Source organism: Parabacteroides sp. merdae-related_45_40 (assembly GCF_001915675.1).
The window spans coordinates 33,344-36,018 of the sequence record NZ_MNQY01000098.1 but is presented as its reverse complement, the minus strand read 5'-3'; the positions used below and the strand labels follow the sequence as shown (position 1 = coordinate 36,018).

The 2,675-nt window shown below is 45.5% G+C and carries 2 protein-coding genes and 1 pseudogene; 1 reads left to right on the top strand and 2 read right to left on the bottom strand.

Going from position 1 to position 2,675, the window contains the following annotated elements; all coding sequences use genetic code 11:
* Window positions 1-944 (bottom strand): gliding motility protein GldB-related protein (locus BHV83_RS11500; protein ID WP_286757536.1); only part of this gene is annotated, 944 nt, incomplete at its 3' end.
* A 125-nt stretch (window positions 945-1,069) separates the two neighbouring features.
* Between BHV83_RS11500 and BHV83_RS11495 the strand changes: the two genes are divergently transcribed.
* Entirely contained in the window at window positions 1,070-2,392 is a 1,323-nt protein-coding gene (locus tag BHV83_RS11495; protein WP_122131606.1) for an MATE family efflux transporter, read from the top strand.
* Window positions 2,393-2,406: 14 nt separating this feature from the next.
* On the opposite strand, the pseudogene BHV83_RS11490 reads toward BHV83_RS11495, so the two are convergent.
* Window positions 2,407-2,675 (bottom strand): annotated as a pseudogene (locus BHV83_RS11490) (DNA polymerase III subunit delta); the annotation flags it as partial.

The following is a 2,675-nucleotide window of genomic DNA, read 5'->3' as shown; positions in this document are numbered from 1 at the left end:
AAGGCTTCTGGGGTCGAATTCGTTTCTCGCATATATTTGTCGATAATCTGCCAGCCGAGCCAACTGCCGAGATTTCCGGGAGCGTCGCTTGCCAGGAATATGCTGGGGACGTTATCGAAGTATTTATTTGTCGTCATCAGGTCTGGCGTATAAAGATGCTTGCGTTCTATGATAGCCTTCCACAGGTTGGATTCATTCTCTTTGCACCAGTTATAGGAAGTTTCCGTGTAGCCCATGAGTACTTCTGGCTTCAGTTCAGGAAATGCTTGATGGATCAGATATTTTATTTTGCCTTCATAGATCATCCGGTCGAGCAGTACATTTTCTTTTCCTTCAAACGGATACTCGGACATCAGCCAACCGGCAAGGTAATCGGGGACGATATGCTCAGGCGTCATTAACCGGCGCTGGAAATCATAGAAGAAGTCCTGGTATAACGGATATTCCTCGCCTAAATATTTATCTATCGAGATGGACAACAGGCTGTCGCCGACCAGTACATTTTGATTGAAGCCGGAAACGTGCATATAGATGGCCGGAATCTGCATCGAAGGAAAACAGGTCTTCAACCATGTGAAACCGTTACCGAGAGCTTGCTCGATCTGGGAAACATTGTCATATTGACGGACAGCATCGGTATATAACCCCTTCAAAGTCGGTTCGGAATAGTAGTTGGCCAATTTGTCGAAGAAGCCGGGCATTGCCGGAGACTTCATGTTTAGGATACCTTTTCCCAATATGTCGAGCATTTGCGGGTATTCGCGAACAAGCTTGGCTTGCATGGAGGAGTCGTCCGTTTCGACCAGCTTTAAAAGCTCCTTGTCGAAACGATTGATCTTGACTGGAGCGGCTGAAGTGACAGCTGCCGGGATATGGGAATTCTGTCCGTTACAACTGAAAAGGTAAAATGACAGAGAGAATATCAGCAATAATTTCGCTTTCATAGGAATATCATTAATAAATTATACGCACCATCATACCGGTTCATTTTTATAAAAACGAATATCTCCCGGTTATATTGTGCAATCCATTCTTATTATTATCTTTGCACCCCTTTTTATCAGACAATATGCAATTTACGAACAAACAAATTCTGCAAATAACATTCCCCGTCTTGATGAGTCTATTGATGGAACACATGATCGGGTTGACCGATACGGCCTATTTGGGGCGGGTAGGAGAAGTCGAGTTGGGAGCGTCGGCATTGGCGGGAGTCTATTATCTTGTGATTTATATGCTTGGCTTCGGTTTCAGTATCGGTGCGCAGGTATTGATAGCTCGGCGTAACGGTGCACAGGAGTATAAACGGATCGGTCCGGTCTTTCTGCAGGGAACGTTTTTCCTGTTGTTGCTTGCAGCGTTGCTGTTTACGTTTTCGCATCTGTATTCGCCTTTCTTCCTGCGCAAACTGATCGATTCCGATGGAGTCTACCAAGCTACGATGGAGTATGTGGACTGGCGTGTCTATGGCTTTTTCTTCTCCTTTGTGGCCGTTATGTTCAGGGCTTTTTATGTCGGTATTACAAAAACAAGGATCTTGACCATAAATTCGGTTGTGATGGTGTTGACCAATGTGATGCTGAACTATGTCTTGATATTCGGAAAGTTTGGATTACCGGCATTGGGAATTGCCGGAGCGGCGATCGCTTCATCGGTCTCGGAGGCTGTTTCGGTACTGTTCTTCATCCTTTATACGTGGAAGAAAGTCGATTATGAGAAATACGGGTTGTTTGAGTATTCGGGTATGGATTTTCGGATGTTGAAGCAAATATTGGGTGTTTCTATCTGGATTATGATTCAGCACGGGATTGCTTTTTTAGGCTGGTTCGTGTTCTTTGTCGTGATGGAGCATCAGGGAGAGCGGTCGTTGGCGATTACGAATGTGGTACGAAGCATTTCTTCGTTTCTGTTTATGTTTGTCAATGCCTTTGCTTCGACCTCCAGTTCGCTGGTCAGCAATCTGATTGGTGCTGGAAAGCCGGAACAGGTGATGGGATTGTGCGGACGTATGATACGGATTTGCTATTACTTCGTTTTGCCGCTCGGTATCCTGATCGCCCTATTTCCGGAACTTGTATTGCGTATCTATACGGATAATACGGATCTGATTGCCGGTTCTGTATCGTCCCTTTGGGTGATGCTTTCCTCTTATCTGATTGCGGTTCCGGCCTTTATCTTCTTTTTCAGTGTGTCGGGAACGGGAAATACGCAGACGGCATTGCTGATTGATATGGCAAGTATCTTTGTCTATGTTCTCTATGCACTGTGGGTCGGTATCCGGATGCATGCGGATGTGGCGGTCTGCTGGACAACGGAGCATGTCTACGATTTGATGATCCTGTCCGCTTTCTTCTATCTCTGGAAAGGAAACTGGCAGAATAAAAAGCTGTGACAACTTATCTGGAATTACCGTTTTATCAATACGGTAAGCCGTAGGGAAAGATCGAAAAAGACCATCTTTGCGTTCACATTTTGCGTCACATGCCGTTCCGCTTTTGCCAACTCGTCCATGATGTCGATCACATTCCGTTCATTGATGAAAGGAGCGAACTTCACGGCAAATCCAGCTTCGTCCGTATTCATATAATTGAGTTCCGGCGACTGGAACCGGTACATGAAGTTCTCGCGTATCAGATGCTGGCAATAAGAAAGAAAGTTCTTCTGCCGTTCACGCC